This window comes from Bacillus sp. SCT118 (assembly GCF_058566435.1).
The window spans coordinates 2,310,292-2,328,375 of sequence record NZ_CP191225.1 but is presented as its reverse complement, the minus strand read 5'-3'; the positions used below and the strand labels follow the sequence as shown (position 1 = coordinate 2,328,375).

16 protein-coding genes are annotated in these 18,084 nt (G+C 42.9%); all 16 read left to right on the top strand.

What is annotated here, in order from left to right; translation table 11 throughout:
* Positions 1-102 precede the first annotated feature (102 nt).
* Positions 103-1,062, top strand: a complete 960-nt coding sequence (locus tag ACQVGT_RS11795) for a polysaccharide deacetylase family protein (RefSeq protein ID WP_015383683.1) — start codon at positions 103-105, stop codon at positions 1,060-1,062.
* A 39-nt stretch (positions 1,063-1,101) separates the two neighbouring features.
* Positions 1,102-2,331: a M16 family metallopeptidase gene (locus tag ACQVGT_RS11790; protein ID WP_003245717.1), complete on the top strand. Its 1,230-nt coding sequence runs from the start codon at positions 1,102-1,104 to the stop codon at positions 2,329-2,331.
* A gap of 77 nt (positions 2,332-2,408) precedes the next feature.
* Entirely contained in the window at positions 2,409-2,666 is a 258-nt protein-coding gene (locus ACQVGT_RS11785) for a YlmC/YmxH family sporulation protein (protein ID WP_003231890.1), read from the top strand.
* Between the two features lie 185 nt (positions 2,667-2,851).
* On the top strand, positions 2,852-3,745 hold the full coding sequence (gene dpaA / locus ACQVGT_RS11780) for a dipicolinic acid synthetase subunit A (RefSeq protein ID WP_003231888.1): 894 nt from the start codon (positions 2,852-2,854) through the stop codon (positions 3,743-3,745).
* Between the two features lie 2 nt (positions 3,746-3,747).
* Positions 3,748-4,350, top strand: coding sequence for a dipicolinate synthase subunit B (dpaB, locus tag ACQVGT_RS11775; RefSeq protein ID WP_015383685.1), 603 nt, complete (start codon positions 3,748-3,750; stop codon positions 4,348-4,350).
* A gap of 125 nt (positions 4,351-4,475) precedes the next feature.
* Positions 4,476-5,516: an aspartate-semialdehyde dehydrogenase gene (asd, locus tag ACQVGT_RS11770; protein WP_015383686.1), complete on the top strand. Its 1,041-nt coding sequence runs from the start codon at positions 4,476-4,478 to the stop codon at positions 5,514-5,516.
* Positions 5,517-5,607: 91 nt separating this feature from the next.
* Positions 5,608-6,822 (top strand): aspartate kinase, encoded by a 1,215-nt coding sequence (gene dapG / locus ACQVGT_RS11765; protein WP_015483233.1) that lies wholly within the window; start codon positions 5,608-5,610, stop codon positions 6,820-6,822.
* A 30-nt stretch (positions 6,823-6,852) separates the two neighbouring features.
* Positions 6,853-7,725 carry a 4-hydroxy-tetrahydrodipicolinate synthase gene (gene dapA, locus ACQVGT_RS11760; protein ID WP_014476832.1) on the top strand — a complete coding sequence of 291 codons (873 nt, stop codon included), beginning with the start codon at positions 6,853-6,855 and terminating at the stop codon, positions 7,723-7,725.
* Between the two features lie 177 nt (positions 7,726-7,902).
* Positions 7,903-9,570: a ribonuclease J2 gene (gene rnjB, locus ACQVGT_RS11755; protein ID WP_003231875.1), complete on the top strand. Its 1,668-nt coding sequence runs from the start codon at positions 7,903-7,905 to the stop codon at positions 9,568-9,570.
* A gap of 115 nt (positions 9,571-9,685) precedes the next feature.
* On the top strand, positions 9,686-10,423 hold the full coding sequence (gene tepA / locus ACQVGT_RS11750) for a translocation-enhancing protein TepA (RefSeq protein WP_003245712.1): 738 nt from the start codon (positions 9,686-9,688) through the stop codon (positions 10,421-10,423).
* A complete protein-coding gene (locus tag ACQVGT_RS11745) occupies positions 10,420-10,632 on the top strand; it encodes a YlzJ-like family protein (protein WP_003231871.1) in 213 nt (70 codons plus the stop codon). Before tepA ends, ACQVGT_RS11745 begins: the two co-directional genes overlap by 4 nt.
* 130 nt (positions 10,633-10,762) lie before the next feature.
* Entirely contained in the window at positions 10,763-13,126 is a 2,364-nt protein-coding gene (gene spoIIIE / locus ACQVGT_RS11740; RefSeq protein WP_015483234.1) for a DNA translocase SpoIIIE, read from the top strand.
* A 143-nt stretch (positions 13,127-13,269) separates the two neighbouring features.
* On the top strand, positions 13,270-13,995 hold the full coding sequence (locus ACQVGT_RS11735) for a GntR family transcriptional regulator (RefSeq protein WP_003245732.1): 726 nt from the start codon (positions 13,270-13,272) through the stop codon (positions 13,993-13,995).
* A 138-nt stretch (positions 13,996-14,133) separates the two neighbouring features.
* Positions 14,134-15,345: a bacillibactin exporter BcbE gene (bcbE, locus tag ACQVGT_RS11730; protein WP_080109055.1), complete on the top strand. Its 1,212-nt coding sequence runs from the start codon at positions 14,134-14,136 to the stop codon at positions 15,343-15,345.
* 167 nt (positions 15,346-15,512) lie between these two features.
* Positions 15,513-16,793, top strand: a complete 1,281-nt coding sequence (gene yfmF, locus ACQVGT_RS11725; RefSeq protein WP_015383689.1) for an EF-P 5-aminopentanol modification-associated protein YfmF — start codon at positions 15,513-15,515, stop codon at positions 16,791-16,793.
* Entirely contained in the window at positions 16,790-18,076 is a 1,287-nt protein-coding gene (gene yfmH, locus ACQVGT_RS11720; RefSeq protein WP_015383690.1) for an EF-P 5-aminopentanol modification-associated protein YfmH, read from the top strand. Before yfmF ends, yfmH begins: the two co-directional genes overlap by 4 nt.
* Positions 18,077-18,084 lie beyond the last annotated feature (8 nt).

The window sequence follows — 18,084 nt, the reverse complement described above, 5'->3', positions numbered from 1 at the left end:
GAGCCTGGGAGACCCGGCTTCTTTATTTTGAAGCTTTTCAAAAGCAGGCGGGTTCTACCTTGTCCTTCTCCTTCATAATGTGAGGTGAGGGGGGGACAGAACATGTACAAAAAATTTGTACCGTTTGCCGTTTTTTTATTTCTTTTTTTTGTCTCATTTGAGATGATGGAAAATCCGCATGCACTTGATTATATAGGGGCAATGAAAAAAGATACGGTGACTGTCACGGCGTCAAAAGATCCGTTATATGAAGAATTGCTTCAAAAAGCGCCGGAGTATGAAGTTAAGCCCCAGAATGCAAGAATTGATAAAGTGTGGAAAAGCATTCCAGGCTATAATGGATTAAAGGTCAATATTGAACAATCATATAAAAAAATGAAACAGCATGGTGAGTTTCGGGAAAAAGATTTGGTGTACAGTCAAGTAAAACCAAGTGTTCATCTTGAGTCACTTCAGCCTGAGCCTATTTATAAAGGAAATCCTGACAAACCGATGGTGGCTTTTTTAATCAATGTGGCATGGGGAAATGAGTATTTGGAAAAAATGCTTCCTATTCTGCAAAAGCACCAGGTTAAAGCTACGTTCTTTTTAGAAGGCAATTGGGTGAGAAACAATGTACAGCTCGCTAAGAAGATTGCAAAAGACGGACATGAAATCGGAAATCATTCATACAATCATCCGGATATGAGCAAACTGACTACAGGAAGAATTTCCGAGCAGCTCGATAAGACTAATGAACAAATAGAACAAACGATCGGTGTTAAGCCAAAGTGGTTCGCTCCGCCGAGCGGAAGTTTCAGAAAAGCGGTTATCGACATTGCAGCTGAGAAACAGATGGGAACAGTCATGTGGACAGTTGATACAATCGATTGGCAAAAGCCGGCTCCGTCTGTACTTCAGACGAGAGTGTTAAGCAAGATACATAATGGTGCCATGATTTTAATGCATCCGACTGACCCTACGGCGGAAAGTCTTGAAGCGCTGATTACACAGATAAAAGACAAAGGATATGCGCTTGGAACAGTCACTGAACTAATGGATGAAACAAGACTATTGAAGTAACAGATGAAGGCAGCTTGTCTTTGAATAGGAGGAACAAATTTGATTAAACGATATACGTGTCAAAATGGTGTAAGAATTGTGCTGGAAAATAATCCGACAGTCCGTTCTGTTGCGATCGGCGTATGGATCGGCACAGGTTCGAGACATGAAACGCCGGAGATAAACGGAATTTCTCACTTTTTAGAGCACATGTTCTTTAAAGGGACGAGCACAAAATCTGCACGCGAGATAGCAGAATCTTTTGATCGTATTGGCGGACAGGTCAATGCGTTTACTTCAAAGGAATATACCTGCTACTATGCAAAGGTGCTTGACGAGCATGCGAATTACGCGCTGGACGTATTAGCAGATATGTTCTTTCATTCAACGTTTGATGAAAACGAGCTGAAAAAAGAGAAAAATGTAGTATATGAAGAAATTAAAATGTACGAAGATGCGCCGGACGACATTGTACATGATTTATTGAGCAAAGCCACTTACGGCAATCATTCTTTAGGCTACCCAATTCTAGGCACGGAAGAAACGCTTGCTTCCTTTAACGGTGACTCTCTCAGACAATACATGCATGATTATTATACGCCGGACCGAGTGGTGATTTCGGTAGCGGGCAATATATCTGACAGTTTTATCAAAGATGTAGAAAAATGGTTCGGGTCATACGAGGCGAAAGGCAAAGCGACAGGCCTTGAGAAGCCTGAGTTCCACACGGAAAAACTGACGAGAAAAAAAGAAACAGAGCAGGCTCATTTGTGCCTTGGATTTAAAGGCTTAGAGGTTGGCCATGAACGTATTTATGATTTAATCGTCCTCAACAATGTGCTCGGAGGCAGCATGAGCAGCCGGCTGTTCCAAGATGTGCGTGAAGATAAAGGACTTGCTTATTCTGTTTACAGCTATCACAGCTCATATGAGGACAGCGGAATGCTCACTATTTACGGCGGAACGGGTGCAAATCAGCTTCAGCAGCTGTCGGAAACAATTCAAGAAACCCTTGCCACATTAAAACGTGACGGCATTACCTCGAAAGAACTGGAAAACAGCAAAGAGCAAATGAAGGGAAGCTTAATGCTGAGCTTAGAAAGCACAAACAGCAAAATGAGCCGAAACGGAAAAAATGAACTGCTGCTCGGCAAACATAAAACATTAGATGAAATCATCAATGAATTAAACGCCGTGAACTTAGAGCGTGTTAACGGCCTTGCCAGACAATTGTTTACCGAAGACTATGCATTAGCACTTATCAGCCCTTCCGGCAATATGCCGTCTTAAAAAGGAAAGCCTGCCCCATAATGGAGCAGGCATTTTTTAATCCCTTTCATCATACATAGTACAAGGGGGTGACAGACATGCGGCTCAGTGAATTATCAGGAAAGGAAATTGTAGACATCAAAAGAGCTGAACGGCTCGGAGTGCTCGGCCAGACCGATTTGGAAATCAATGAACAGGATGGACAGATTACAGCACTCCTCATTCCCACAGTTAAGTGGTTTGGTTTGAGAAAGCAAGGTCATGACATTCGTGTCCCATGGCACCATATTCAAAAGATCGGTTCAGATATGATTATATTAGATGTACCTGAGGAAATGCCTCCTCGACAAGAGTAAATAGCCCAATTGACTGTGAAGCGGGCTCTAAAGAAAACATCTGAAACATCGGCTGCCGGAGCCGATGTTTTTTTATATGGAAAAAGCGCATCTTTTATATTCACCGGTATTTCCTTTTAATCATAAGATGAAGGGGAGCTTAACAACTAGAGATCCAGTATATACAAAGAAGGTGAACGTTTAGAATGTTAACCGGATTGAAAATTGCAGTTATCGGCGGTGACGCAAGACAGCTCGAAATTATAAGAAAGCTCACTGAACAGCAGGCTGACATCTATCTTGTCGGTTTTGACCAATTGGATCACGGTTTTACCGGGGCAGTAAAATGCAATATTGATGAAATTCCTTTTCAGCAAATAGACAGCATCATTCTTCCAGTATCCGCGACAACAGGAGAAGGTGTCGTATCGACTGTATTTTCGAATGAAGAAGTTGTGTTAAAACAGGACCATCTCGACAGAACGCCTGCACATTGTGTCATTTTCTCAGGAATTTCTAACGCCTATTTAGAAAACATTGCAGCTCAGGCAAAAAGAAAACTTGTTAAACTGTTTGAGCGGGATGACATTGCGATATACAACTCTATTCCGACAGTAGAAGGAACGATCATGCTGGCTATTCAGCACACGGATTATACGATACACGGATCACAGGTGGCCGTTCTCGGTCTGGGGCGCACCGGGATGACGATTGCCCGTACATTTGCCGCGCTCGGGGCGAATGTAAAAGTGGGGGCAAGAAGTTCAGCGCATCTGGCACGTATCACTGAAATGGGGCTCGTTCCTTTTCATACCGATGAGCTGAAAGAGCATGTAAAAGATATAGATATTTGCATTAATACCATACCGAGTATGATTTTAAATCAAACGGTACTTTCTAGCATGACACCAAAAACCTTAATATTGGATCTGGCCTCACGTCCCGGGGGAACGGATTTTAAATATGCCGAGAAACAAGGGATTAAAGCACTTCTTGCTCCCGGGCTTCCAGGGATTGTCGCTCCTAAAACAGCTGGGCAAATCCTTGCAAACGTCTTGAGCAAGCTTTTGGCTGAAATACAAGCTGAGGAGGGGAAATAAGGATGTCGTCATTAAAAGGAAAAAGAATCGGGTTTGGGCTGACCGGGTCACATTGCACATATGAAGCGGTTTTCCCGCAAATTGAGGTGTTGGTCAACGAAGGAGCTGAAGTCCGTCCGGTTGTCACATTTAATGTAAAATCCACAAATACCCGATTTGGAGAGGGAGCAGAATGGGTTAAAAAAATTGAAGACCTGACTGGATATGAGGCCATTGATTCGATTGTAAAGGCAGAACCTCTTGGGCCGAAGCTGCCCCTTGACTGCATGGTCATTGCGCCTTTAACAGGCAATTCAATGAGCAAGCTGGCAAATGCCATGACGGACAGCCCGGTGCTGATGGCGGCAAAAGCGACAATCCGAAACAATCGGCCTGTCGTTCTGGGTATCTCGACAAATGATGCTCTTGGTTTAAACGGAACAAATTTAATGAGGCTCATGTCAACAAAAAATATCTTTTTTATTCCATTCGGGCAAGATGATCCATTTAAAAAACCGAATTCAATGGTAGCCAAAATGGATCTGCTTCCGCAAACGATTGAAAAGGCACTCATGCACCAGCAGCTTCAGCCGATTCTAGTTGAGAATTATCAGGGAAATGACTAAATTTACAGAAAATCTTTCCCAAACTAAAAAATTCGGTCATCACCCGCATATTCTATGGTAAAATAAAACGTAAAATCATAGTCAAATCAATTCAATGAAGCTGATTGGCGGAAGGAGTTTTACAGATGGGAAGAGGTTTACACGTAGCTGTTGTCGGAGCGACAGGGGCTGTGGGACAACAAATGCTTAAAACACTTGAAGACAGAAACTTTGAAATGGACACACTTACATTGCTATCTTCAAAACGCTCTGCGGGGACAAAAGTCACGTTTAAAGGCCAAGAGCTGACTGTTCAGGAAGCTTCTTCTGAGAGCTTTGAAGGGGTAAATATTGCTTTGTTCAGCGCCGGCGGAAGCGTATCACAAGCATTGGCACCAGAAGCTGTAAAACGCGGCGCTATTGTTATAGATAATACGAGCGCGTTCCGCATGGATGAAAATACACCGCTTGTTGTGCCAGAAGTGAATGAGGCAGACTTGCATGAACACAACGGCATTATTGCCAATCCAAACTGCTCTACAATCCAAATGGTTGCGGCACTTGAACCGATCCGCAAAGCATATGGCTTAAACAAGGTCATCGTATCAACTTACCAGGCAGTATCAGGAGCGGGTAATGAAGCTGTAAAAGAGCTTTACAGCCAAACACAGGCGATTTTAAATAAAGAAGAAATAGAGCCTGAGATCATGCCGGTAAAAGGTGACAAAAAACACTATCAAATCGCCTTCAACGCGATTCCGCAAATCGATAAATTCCAAGATAACGGCTATACGTTTGAGGAAATGAAAATGATAAATGAAACGAAAAAAATCATGCACATGCCTGACCTTCAAGTAGCGGCTACATGTGTGAGACTGCCAATCCAAACTGGGCACTCAGAGTCCGTCTACATCGAAATAGACCGTGATGACGCTACAGTTGAAGATATTAAAAATCTATTGAAAGAAGCTCCGGGCGTGACACTTCAAGATGATCCAAGCCAACAGCTTTATCCGATGCCTGCTGATGCTGTCGGCAAAAACGATGTGTTTGTAGGCCGCATCCGCAAAGACTTGGACAGAGCAAACGGTTTTCATTTATGGGTTGTTTCTGATAACCTATTAAAAGGCGCGGCATGGAACTCTGTTCAAATTGCAGAAAGCCTGAAAAAACTAAACCTCGTATAAAAGAGAGAATTTTCTAAAGACGAATAGAAGAGAGTAAGGCGCTATCAGCCTGCTCTCTTCTGTTACGTCCGAATAATTTGGAGTGAAAACAGTGAAGATAATTGTTCAAAAGTTCGGCGGAACATCAGTAAAAGATGATAAAGGCCGCAAACTGGCTTTAGGGCATATTAAAGAAGCAATCAGTGAAGGATATAAGGTTGTCGTTGTCGTTTCAGCGATGGGCCGAAAAGGAGACCCGTATGCAACAGATTCTTTGCTCGGGCTGCTTTACGGCGATCAGTCAGCGATTTCTCCTAGGGAGCAGGATTTGCTTTTATCTTGCGGAGAGACTATTTCCTCTGTCGTCTTTACAAGCATGCTGCTTGATAACGGTGTGAAAGCAGCTGCGCTGACAGGGGCTCAGGCTGGCTTTTTAACGAATGATCAGCATACCAATGCGAAAATCATTGAAATGAAACCGGAGCGTTTATTCAGTGTGCTCGCCAATCATGATGCGGTAGTCGTCGCAGGCTTCCAGGGCGCAACCGAAAAGGGTGATACAACAACAATCGGCAGAGGGGGCAGCGATACGTCTGCAGCCGCACTCGGAGCAGCTGTTGATGCGGAATACATCGATATTTTCACCGATGTAGAAGGCGTAATGACTGCTGACCCAAGAGTGGTGGAAAATGCAAAACCGCTTCCTGTTGTGACGTATACGGAAATCTGCAACCTGGCGTATCAGGGGGCCAAGGTCATTCATCCGCGTGCTGTGGAAATCGCAATGCAGGCCAAGGTTCCGATCCGCGTCCGTTCGACTTATTCGAATGATAAAGGTACATTGGTGACATCACATCACTCTTCCAAGGTCGGCAGTGATGTTTTTGAAAGGCTGATCACGGGAATCGCCCATGTCAAAGATGTCACGCAGTTCAAAGTGCCTGCGAAAATCGGCCAGTATAACGTTCAGACTGAAGTGTTCAAGGCTATGGCAAACGCTGGAATCAGTGTCGATTTCTTTAACATTACACCTAGTGAAATCGTCTATACGGTAGCCGGAAATAAAACAGAAACAGCTCAGCGTATTTTAATGGATATGGGCTATGATCCAATGGTGACGAGAAACTGCGCGAAGGTATCGGCGGTCGGCGCGGGCATTATGGGTGTTCCCGGTGTTACGTCCAAAATTGTATCGGCTCTTTCAGAAAAAGAAATTCCGATCCTTCAGTCGGCTGACAGCCATACGACGATATGGGTGCTCGTCCATGAAGCGGATATGGTTCCTGCTGTAAACGCTTTGCATGAAGTGTTTGAACTTTCGAAGTAAATGTGATTGAATCATGATGAGGTGAATAAAATGAATTTCGGAAATGTGTCTACAGCGATGATTACACCCTTTGACAATAAAGGGAACGTAGACTTTCAAAAACTGTCTACACTGATTGATTACTTGTTGAAAAACGGAACGGATTCTTTAGTAGTAGCGGGAACAACTGGAGAATCTCCGACCCTTTCAACTGAAGAAAAAATTGCGCTTTTTGAATATACGGTAAAAGAAGTAAACGGACGGGTGCCCGTTATCGCTGGTACTGGAAGCAACAACACGAAAGATTCCATTAAGCTGACAAAAAAAGCTGAGGAAGCGGGCGTGGACGCTGTTATGCTTGTTACCCCGTATTACAATAAACCTTCTCAAGAAGGAATGTACCAGCATTTTAAAGCAATTGCGGCAGAGACATCTCTTCCGGTTATGCTCTATAATGTTCCTGGCCGTACGGTTGCTTCTCTTGCTCCTGAAACGACGATCCGTTTGGCGGCGGACATTCCGAATGTGGTTGCGATTAAAGAAGCGAGCGGAGACCTAGAAGCGATTACAAAAATTATTGCTGAAACACCGGAAGACTTCTATGTCTATTCAGGGGATGACGCTCTGACGCTTCCTATTCTTTCAGTTGGAGGAAGAGGAGTTGTATCAGTGGCGAGCCATATTGCAGGCTCTGATATGCAGCAAATGATTAAAAATTATACGAATGGGCAAACAGCTAATGCGGCACTGATCCATCAGAAACTGCTGCCGATTATGAAGGAACTGTTTAAAGCGCCTAATCCTGCTCCAGTCAAAACAGCGCTTCAGCTGAGAGGTCTTGATGTCGGTTCTGTGCGTCTGCCTCTAGTCCCGTTAACTGAGGATGAACGTCTGAGCTTAAGCAGCACGATCAGCGAACTGTAAGAAAATTTCATACAGTGAAACAAACGCGGTCATTCTCACATTCAGCTGAGTTTGACCGTTTCTTTTACATATTGGTTTTCCCTAAACCTTCTGCTTTATCTTGTTTTCTAAATTTACTTTCAGTTATAATAGGAACAAGTGATGATGGACGGGTATGAGACTAGGAGGATATAGATTTTGAAAAAGAAAAATACAGAAAACGTTAGAATTATCGCCCTTGGCGGTGTCGGAGAGATTGGGAAGAACCTTTATGTCATTGAAATTGACTCAGACATATTTGTCGTTGATGCCGGCCTTATGCATCCAGAAAACGAAATGCTCGGTATTGATGTAGTGATTCCTGACATATCATATTTGATTGAACGGGCTGACCGCGTCAAGGCAATCTTTTTAACGCACGGGCACGATGAAAATATCGGCGGCGTTTTTTACTTATTAAACAAGCTGTCCGTTCCAGTGTACGGAACAAAACTGACGCTTGCACTGTTAAGAGAGAAATTAAAACAATACGGACATAACCGAAAAACTGATTTAAGAGAAATTCACTCAAAATCTGTCATTACATTTGAATCAACAAAAGTATCGTTCTTTAGAACGATTCACAGCATTCCTGATTCTGTAGGTGTGAGCTTTAAAACATCACTTGGATCTATTGTATGCACGGGAGACTTCAAATTTGACCAAACACCTGCACTTAATCAGACGTGCGACATTGGCGAGATCGCCAAGATTGGCAATAGCGGCGTGCTCGCTCTGCTTTCTGACAGTGCAAATGCGGAACGGCCGGGTTACACCCCTTCGGAAGCGGCAGTCAGCGGAGAAATTTCGGATGCGCTGTATAATTCACAGAACCGGGTGATTATTGCTGTTTTCGCATCCAATATTAACCGGATTCAGCAAGTCATTCATGCAGCGGCTCAAAATGGCAGAAAGATTGCCGTAGCCGGAAAAAATCTTCAATCTGTCCTGCAGCTGGCGAGAAAGTTAGGATACATTGAAGCAGATGATGAATTGTTTATTTCTGTACAGGATGTCAAAAAATATCCGAAGCGCGAAGTGGCCATTATTACAGCCGGAAGCCAAGGTGAACCATTAGCTGCTTTGACAAGAATGGCAAACAAAGCTCACAAACAGCTGAACATTGAAGAAGGGGATACGGTGGTCATTGCGTCAACTCCGATTCCCGGGCAGGAACTCATTTACTCTAAAACAGTAGATCTTCTTGCGAGAGCCGGTGCACAAGTCATCTTTGCCCAAAAGCGTGTTCATGTATCAGGACACGGCTCACAAGAAGAGTTAAAGCTGATGATCAACCTGCTTAAACCAAAATATTTGATTCCTGTAAACGGCGAATACAGAATGCAAAAAGCTCATTCAAAAATCGCTGAAGAAACAGGCATGAAGCGCAGTGACATCTTCTTAATTGAAAAAGGAGACGTCGTTGAATTCCGCGGCCAAAACGTAAAAATTGGGGATAAAGTTCCTTACGGCAATATTTTAATTGATGGTTTAGGTGTCGGTGATATCGGCAATATCGTATTGAGAGACCGCCGCTTGCTTTCACAGGACGGAATTTTAATCGTTGTCATTACACTTGATAAACAAAAGAAACATCTTGTATCAGGACCAGAAATTATCACTCGCGGCTTTGTTTATGTAAGAGAGTCTGAAGGTCTTATCGTACAGGCTACTGAGCTTGTCCGGTCCATCGTGACAGAAGCGACTGAAACATCAAATGTCGAATGGTCAACGCTGAAGCAGGCAATGCGGGATGCTTTGAACCAATTCCTTTATGAAAAAACGAAACGTAAACCGATGATCATCCCAATTATTATGGAAGTATAATGACTGACTAAAGACCGGAGCTGCTCCGGTCTTTATTTTTTGTCCTTCAAGCCGGGATTGAATGAAGTATCTTTGTTCATAATACAAAGAGAAACTCGGAAAGGATGAAAGCGAGATGGATCATCGTATGGAAAACACAGAAGAAGAGCGTCCTGAAAAAAATGATGCGAAGGACAGCATTATGAATAAAATACAGCAGCTTGGTGAAACGACGCTTCCGCAGCTGCCCCAAGATACAAATATTCATTGTCTGACCATTATCGGACAAATTGAAGGCCATGTTCAGCTTCCTCCGCAAAACAAAACAACAAAATATGAACATGTCATCCCGCAGATTGTGGCAATTGAACAAAATCCCAAAATTGAAGGCTTGCTGATCATATTAAATACTGTCGGAGGAGATGTTGAAGCTGGTCTTGCCATAGCGGAAATGCTTGCATCTTTATCGAAACCGACCGTTTCTATCGTGCTTGGCGGGGGGCATTCCATCGGCGTTCCGATTGCTGTATCCTGTGATTACAGCTATATCGCCGAAACAGCAACGATGACGATTCATCCAGTTAGGCTCACCGGGCTGGTCATCGGGGTGCCGCAAACGTTTGAATACCTGGATAAGATGCAAGAAAGAGTTGTTAAATTTGTGACAAGCCATTCCAATATAACCGAAGAGAAGTTTAAAGAGCTAATGTTTTCAAAAGGAAACTTAACACGCGATATCGGAACAAATGTAGTCGGTAAGGATGCAGTTAAATATGGATTGATCGATCACGCAGGCGGTGTCGGACAGGCAATCAATAAACTGAATGAGCTCATCGATGAAGCAAGGAAAGAAGAAGGACGGATGATTCAATGATTCTTTATACCGTGATGCCGCAGGAAATTGTGTTTGCAGAACAGAACCAAGAGACAAGCGCACATGAGCAAATTGAATATAAAGGTGTACCGCTTCTAGTCGAAATGAAAGGGAATGAAGCGGAAGTCATTCAAATCATGAGCACCAATCCAATGCATTTTCTGCATCCGGACATTTCACCGGGACAAAAGCTGAAATTAAACGTATAAGAATCCAACCCTTTTTTAAGGGCAAAATATGCTATAATAGGGGAATCCTACAGAAAAAACGCAGCCTGTAAACGGCTGCTTTCTTCATTATGTATGAACTTACATTTTTTAACGCAGTAAGGTGATGAGTGTGGCAAAGAAAAAACGAAAATCAAGAAAAAAACAGGCGAAACAGCTCAATATAAAATACGAGCTCAACGGATTGCTGTGTATAGCCATTTCAATTATCGCAATCTTGCAGCTGGGGGTAGTCGGGCAAACGTTTATCTATTTGTTCCGCTTTTTTGCTGGAGAGTGGTTTATTTTATGCTTGTTAGGTTTATTGGTGTTAGGAGTCTCACTGTTTTGGAAGAAAAAAACCCCAAGCCTTTTAACGAGACGAAAGGCCGGGTTGTACTGTATCATCGCAAGCATATTGCTGCTTTCTCACGTGCAGCTATTTAAAAATTTGACGCACAAAGGGTCTATTGAGTCTGCAAGCGTGGTGCGCAATACGTGGGAATTGTTTTTAATGGACATGAATGGCAGCTCTGCTTCACCTGATTTAGGCGGAGGAATGATCGGTGCGCTGCTGTTTGCGGCTTCACACTTTTTGTTTGCGTCGACTGGTTCTCAGATCATGGCAATTGTCATGATTTTGATCGGAATGATTTTAGTAACAGGGCGCTCACTGCAAGAAACGCTAAAAAAGTGGATGAGCCCGATTGGACGTTTTATAAAAGAACAATGGTTAGCATTTATTGATGATATGAAATCCTTCAAATCAAATATGCAGTCATCGAAAAAAACGAAAGCGCCAAGCAAAAAACAAAAACCGGCCCGCAAAAAACAGCAAATGGAACCGGAGCCTCCTGATGAAGAGGGGGATTATGAAACAGTATCGCCTCTTATTCATTCAGAGCCGATTATCTCAAGCTTTTCTGATCGTAATGAAGAGGAAGAGTCTCCAGTTATAGAAAAGCGCGCCGAACCTGTGTCGAAGCCGCTTCAGGACATCCAACCGGAGACAGGTGATCAGGAAACTGTTTCTGCTCCTCCTATGACCTTTACAGAGCTCGAAAATAAGGATTACGAGATGCCGTCACTGGATTTGCTGGCAGATCCGAAGCATACCGGCCAGCAGGCTGATAAAAAGAATATTTATGAAAATGCGAGAAAGCTTGAACGCACATTCCAAAGCTTTGGCGTAAAGGCGAAAGTCACACAGGTTCATCTCGGACCGGCCGTAACAAAATATGAAGTATATCCTGATGTCGGAGTGAAGGTTAGCAAAATTGTCAATTTAAGCGATGATTTAGCGCTTGCGCTTGCTGCGAAGGATATCAGGATCGAAGCGCCTATACCAGGAAAATCAGCAATCGGAATTGAAGTTCCAAACGCAGAAGTGGCAATGGTTTCGCTGAAGGAAGTGCTGGAGTCTAAATTGAATGACAGACCGGATGCGAAGCTGTTAATTGGACTCGGCCGCAATATTTCAGGTGAAGCTGTATTGGCTGAGTTAAACAAGATGCCCCACCTTTTGGTCGCAGGCGCAACCGGTAGCGGGAAAAGTGTCTGTGTCAACGGCATTATTACAAGTATTTTAATGCGCGCGAAACCGCATGAAGTGAAAATGATGATGATCGATCCTAAAATGGTAGAGCTAAATGTCTACAACGGGATTCCGCATTTGCTTGCTCCGGTTGTAACCGATCCGAAAAAAGCGTCGCAGGCTTTGAAAAAGGTTGTCAATGAAATGGAGCGGCGGTACGAATTATTTTCTCATACGGGTACAAGAAATATTGAAGGATACAATGATTATATAAAACGCGCCAACAATGAAGAAGGAGCGAAACAGCCAGAGTTGCCCTATATTGTTGTCATTGTGGACGAGCTTGCCGATCTCATGATGGTCGCTTCATCTGATGTGGAAGATTCGATTACGAGATTGTCCCAAATGGCGCGGGCTGCCGGCATCCATCTTATTATTGCGACACAGCGGCCATCGGTGGATGTTATCACAGGGGTGATCAAAGCGAACATTCCGTCACGAATCGCGTTCAGCGTATCTTCACAGACGGATTCAAGGACCATTCTTGACATGGGTGGCGCTGAGAAGCTTCTTGGCCGCGGCGATATGCTGTTTTTACCTGTGGGGGCTAACAAACCTGTCCGTGTGCAGGGAGCATTTTTGTCGGATGACGAAGTGGAGAAGATCGTCGACCATGTGATTACGCAGCAGAAAGCGCAATATCAAGAAGAAATGATTCCTGAGGAGACAACAGAAACTCATTCCGAGGTTACTGATGAACTTTATGATGAAGCTGTTGAATTAATTGTCGGCATGCAGACGGCATCTGTTTCAATGCTGCAAAGAAGATTCAGAATCGGCTATACGAGAGCTGCGCGCCTGATTGACGCAATGGAGGAACGCGGTGTTGTCGGACCGTATGAAGGCAGCAAACCTAGGGAAGTATTATTATCAAAAGAGAAATATGATGAGCTCTCTTCTTAATGAAGGGAGTTCCGCTTTCTATAGTTGGCAATAATAACATTATGTAAACTGATCACCTTTCTATTTATTTTTTCGACAAAACATGATATAGTTGTCCCAATTGTTCAATAATTTTTATCGAAAGTGGTTTACGGAGGGGAAACATGTCTACAAAAGCTGATAATCGGCACTTGTATTTGAAAGTAATTGAACGAATTAAAGAGGATATAAAAAATGGGATCTACACTGAGAAGGAAAAGCTGCCTTCTGAATTTGAGCTTTCCAAAAAGCTTGGTGTCAGCAGAGCGACGCTAAGAGAAGCCTTGCGGATACTGGAAGAAGAGCATGTGATTATCAGAAGGCATGGTGTAGGCACTTTTGTCCATTCTAAGCCGTTATTTCTTTCGGGCATTGAACAGCTGAACAGTGTAACCAAGATGATAGAACAGGCGAATATGACCCCTGGCACGATTTTTCTATCATCACAAGTGCTTATGCCGTCTGAAGATGATACAAAGAGATTTCATTTGGCAGAAGGGCAAGAACTTTTTTACCTTGAACGAGTCAGGACAGCTGACGGACAGCCGATTGTGTATTGTATAGACAAAATTCCGATGAATATTTTGCCGAATTCTTTTTCTCATCAGCAAGAATCTATGTTTGACCTGCTTGAGAAAAATTCAGGCTCCGTAATCAGCTATGCAGTAACTGATATAGAACCGATCGGCTATCACGATACCATTTCTCCAGTACTTGAATGCGATCCGGAAACAGCTCTTTTGCTGTTAAAACAAACCCATTACGATCAGCACGATAAACCGGTGCTTTATTCTTTAAATTATTTTAGAGCGGATAAATTCAGATTTCATGTTTTGCGTAAACGATTCTAAAAACGGACGCCTGTATGTGTCTGTTTTTTTATTTGCACTGATTCATGTTTCTTTGTACATACTTTCATTCCGGTTAACGCAATATATAAGGGATGACAAGAAAGTGAATGGGTGAAAATGTTGAGAGAGAAAAATGGAATGAAAAATATTATTGCATTGTCTTCCGTCCCGCTTGTGATGACACTCGGGAACTCCATGCTGATTCCTGTTCTTCCGATGATGGAGAAAAAGTTGTCGGTGACTTCATTTCAAGTATCTTTAATCATTACTGTATATTCAGTAGTAGCAATTATTTGCATTCCGATTGCCGGATATTTGTCGGATCGTTTCGGAAGAAAAAAAATATTGCTTCCATGCCTCCTCATTGCAGGATTGGGGGGAGCGGTAGCTGCTTTTGCCTCGACCTATATGAAAAATCCTTATGCTATGATCTTGGCGGGGCGGGTTCTTCAAGGCATCGGTTCTGCAGGTGCAGCTCCTATCGTTATGCCGTTTATCGGCGATTTGTTTCAAGGAGACGATGAAAAGGTCAGCGCCGGCCTTGGTGATATTGAAACTGCCAACACGTCAGGGAAGGTATTAAGCCCGATACTTGGGGCCTTACTGGCTTCCTGGTACTGGTTTGTCCCATTTTGGTTTATTCCGTTTTTCTGTTTGATCAGCTTTTTACTCGTATTGTTTTTGGTGGCTAAGCCTGAAGAAGATGAAGATGCGCCTGCTGTTTCTGAGTTTATTAAGAGTGTGAAGAAAATCTTTAAACAGGATGGTCGCTGGCTTTATACGGTCTTCATTATCGGGTGTGTCATTATGTTTTTGTTATTTGGCGTATTATTTTATTTATCAGATACGCTGGAGAACAAGTATGCCATTGACGGAGTAGCTAAAGGCGGATTACTGGCAATCCCACTTTTGTTTTTGTCAACCAGTTCTTTTATAGCTGGCAAAAAGATCGGTAAAGATAAAGGCCGGATGAAATTTTGCGTTGTTACAGGGATGATTCTGTTAACCCTTTCGTTTATTGCCTTGTGGTGGAACCACAGTTTTTATTTTTTATTTGTCTTTTTAAGCTTTGGCGGGATTGGGATTGGAATGGCTCTTCCTGCTTTAGATGCATTGATAACCGAAGGGATTGAAAGTGAACAATGCGGAACCATTTCCTCCTTCTACAATAGCATGCGCTTTATAGGAGTAGCTCTCGGTCCACCTGTTTTTGCTGCATTAATGTCTAATGCAAACTGGATTATTTTCATACTCTCGGCGTTTTGCAGCATCGTTTCTTTATTTTTAGTGCTCTTTACTGTAGATGCTAAAAAAAGTGAAGAAGAAGAAAAAAACTTAGGGACGGTCTAGCCAGCCGTCTTTTTTTGCGCTTCCTTGCAGTACCTATACAGCATGCGGAGGTTATTGTTTCCTTATAAATCCTACAGTTGCTATAATTACATGAAAGAGTGTTTCTGCGAATGCTGAAAATTGGTCATAATACATACTAATTAAGAAATGAACGAAGGAGGTTCCATATGTCATATGTTAATGAACTCAAATCAAAGCACGGCGGTTTAACCGCACACATAGTAGAAACAGAAAAATTCAAAACCGTCTCGCTTATTTTTAAGATGCTTGCGCCGCTGACAAAGGATCAAGTCACCAAAAGAGCGCTGCTCCCGCATGTGCTTCTTCGCGGAACGAAAAGCCATCCGAAAACCGCAGAATTGCGTTCATACCTGGATGAGCTGTACGGCACTTCAGTATCGGCTGACCTTACGAAAAAAGGAGAGCGGCACGTCATTACGTTCAGGCTTGAAATCCCGAATGAAAAATATTTAAAAGACCAAACGCCGCTACTTGAGAAAGGGCTCCAGCTTCTCGCAGAAATCGTCTTTTCACCTGCTTTGGAGGGAGACGCTTTTCAGTCACAATATGTGGCTCAAGAAAAACGGACGCTTAAGCAAAGAATCCAAGCCGTCTATGATGATAAAATGCGCTATTCGAATTTAAGGCTGATACAGGAAATGTGCAAAAATGAGCCTTACGCGCTTCATGTCAATGGTGAAATCGACGATGTCGATGACATTACGGCAGAGCAATTATACGAAACATACCAAAGCGCTATCCAAAAAGACCAGCTTGATCTATATGTTGTTGGTGATGTGGACAGTAACCAGGTACATTCGGCAATTGATAAGTATTTCAAAACAGAAGAGCGCACTCTTGGCACGATTGAAAACAATCACGCTGATGAAAAAGTGCAGCCAAAAGAAGTAATTGATGAAGAGGATGTTAAGCAAGGAAAGCTGAATATCGGCTACCGCACCAGCATCACTTATACAGATCAGGATTATCCTGCTTTACAAGTGTTTAACGGATTGTTCGGCGGATTCTCTCATTCTAAACTTTTCATTAATGTTCGGGAAAAAGCCAGTCTTGCTTACTACGCGGCTTCGCGTATAGAAAGTTTTAAAGGCTTGTTAATGGTGATGTCAGGCATTGAAGTGAAAAATTTTGAACAGGCGGTTTCGATTATTGCTGAGCAATTCCAGGCAATGAAAAACGGCGATTTCAGTGAGCAGGATATAGCACAGACAAAGGCCGTCATTCGAAATCAAGTGCTGGAAACGATTGATACAGCATACGGTTTATCTGAATTTTTATATCAGCAGGCCGCTGCTCAAGTCGAGATTCCTATCGAAGACTTTCTTGCCAATATTGAGAATGTCACAAAAGAGGATATCATTAAAGCCGGCGAAAAGATTCAGCTTGATACGACTTATTTCTTAAAAGGGACGGAGGGTGCATCTTGATCAAACCAATCGAATATGAACAGCTTCAGGAGACGCTGTATCATGAAAAAATGTCCAACGGCCTTGATGTTTACGTTTTGCCAAAAAAAGGCTTTAACAAGACGTATGCGGTCTTTACAACAAAGTACGGCTCGATAGATAACCGGTTTGTCCCTTTAGGTAAAAACGAGATGGTTCACGTGCCGGACGGGATTGCTCACTTTCTTGAGCACAAGCTGTTTGAGAAAGCGGACGGAGACGTTTTTCAAGATTTCAGCAAACAGGGGGCTTCTGCCAATGCGTTTACGTCATTTACAAGAACAGCTTACCTTTTCTCAAGCACATCAAATGTTGAACGCAATTTAGAGACGCTTATCGATTTCGTACAGGACCCATATTTTACTGAAAAAACGGTTGAAAAGGAAAAAGGGATTATTGGGCAGGAGATTAATATGTACGACGATAACCCTGATTGGAGGCTTTACTTCGGGGTCATTGAAAACATGTACAAAGAGCATCCTGTCAGAATCGACATAGCGGGAACAGTGGAAAGCATTTCACATATTACAAAAGACCTTCTTTATGAATGCTATGAAACGTTTTATCACCCGAGTAACATGCTCCTTTTCATTGTCGGACCTGTAGATCCTGAAGCGATTATTTCTCAGGTAAGAGAAAACCAGGGGAAAAAGCCGTATACTGATCAGCCGGAGATCAAACGGGAAGAAGTGAAAGAGCAAGAAGCGGTTTTCAGAAAAGAAAAAGAGATCAAAATGAACGTGCAGGGACCGAAATGCCTTGTCGGGCTGAAATCCAAAAAGCCGTTTAAATTAGGCAAAGAGCTCTTAAAGCATGAACTTTCAATGAACTTATTGCTTGAAGCGCTTTTCGGCAAAAGCTCTGCCCAGTATGAATCACTTTATGAAAAAGGATATATTGACGAAACGTTCAGCTTTGATTTTACTGCTGAATATGGGTTTGGTTTTGCGGCGATCGGCGGAGATACGCCTGAGCCGGATCAATTGGCTGAAGACATTTCAAGCATGCTTTTGCGCGCCGGTGAACTGATTACTGCTGAAAAGATTGAACTTGCCAGAAAGAAAAAGATCGGTACATTCTTAAAAGCGCTGAATTCCCCTGAATACATCGCCAATCAATTTACCCGTTATGCGTTCTTGGATATGAGCCTGTTTGACGTTGTAACGGTACTCGAGCAGATTACCCTCGAGGATGTCCAGAACGTAATACAAGAGGAAATTGCTGCAGACAGACTGACTGTCTGCAAGGTTGTTCCTAAATCATAAACAAAACA

Excerpts from the sequence above, each read along its gene's own strand:
- ACQVGT_RS11795 (WP_015383683.1), top strand. The coding sequence starts at position 103 with ATGTACAAAAAATTTGTACCGTTTGCCGTTTTTTTATTTCTTTTTTTT.
- ACQVGT_RS11785 (WP_003231890.1), top strand. The coding sequence starts at position 2,409 with ATGCGGCTCAGTGAATTATCAGGAAAGGAAATTGTAGACATCAAAAGA.
- dpaA (WP_003231888.1), top strand. The coding sequence starts at position 2,852 with ATGTTAACCGGATTGAAAATTGCAGTTATCGGCGGTGACGCAAGACAG.
- dpaB (WP_015383685.1), top strand. The coding sequence starts at position 3,748 with ATGTCGTCATTAAAAGGAAAAAGAATCGGGTTTGGGCTGACCGGGTCA.
- asd (WP_015383686.1), top strand. The coding sequence starts at position 4,476 with ATGGGAAGAGGTTTACACGTAGCTGTTGTCGGAGCGACAGGGGCTGTG.
- dapA (WP_014476832.1), top strand. The coding sequence starts at position 6,853 with ATGAATTTCGGAAATGTGTCTACAGCGATGATTACACCCTTTGACAAT.
- tepA (WP_003245712.1), top strand. The coding sequence starts at position 9,686 with ATGGATCATCGTATGGAAAACACAGAAGAAGAGCGTCCTGAAAAAAAT.
- ACQVGT_RS11745 (WP_003231871.1), top strand. The coding sequence starts at position 10,420 with ATGATTCTTTATACCGTGATGCCGCAGGAAATTGTGTTTGCAGAACAG.
- ACQVGT_RS11735 (WP_003245732.1), top strand. The coding sequence starts at position 13,270 with ATGTCTACAAAAGCTGATAATCGGCACTTGTATTTGAAAGTAATTGAA.
- bcbE (WP_080109055.1), top strand. The coding sequence starts at position 14,134 with ATGAAAAATATTATTGCATTGTCTTCCGTCCCGCTTGTGATGACACTC.
- yfmF (WP_015383689.1), top strand. The coding sequence starts at position 15,513 with ATGTCATATGTTAATGAACTCAAATCAAAGCACGGCGGTTTAACCGCA.